The 234-nt window shown below is 69.2% G+C and carries 1 protein-coding gene; it reads left to right on the top strand.

Going from position 1 to position 234, the window contains the following annotated elements:
- Nucleotides 1–234 (top strand): DUF1264 domain-containing protein (locus KVS67_RS13335; RefSeq protein ID WP_217565580.1); only part of this gene is annotated, 234 nt, incomplete at both ends.

The raw sequence follows: 234 nt of genomic DNA, 5'->3' as shown, positions 1-234 counted from the left end.
TGCGTGATCTTCGACCGCACCGCGCCGGATGCACGGCTGATCGGCTTCGAGTACATCTTCAGCGAGGAGCGGTTCCGCAGCCTCCCCGACGAGGAGCGGCGCCTGAGGCACAGCCACCACTACGAGGTGAGCTCCGGCGCCCTCTCGGCCCCCGGGGTGCCCGCGCTGGCCGAGCACAGGTACCTCGGAGACCTCGTCCACCCCTACGGGAAGACGCTCCACACCTGGCAGTAC

The organism is Micrococcus sp. GbtcB5 (assembly GCF_019091605.1).
In the GTDB taxonomy this organism is placed as follows: domain Bacteria; phylum Actinomycetota; class Actinomycetes; order Actinomycetales; family Micrococcaceae; genus Micrococcus; species Micrococcus luteus.
This window is presented reverse-complemented; position numbering and strand designations above follow the sequence as displayed.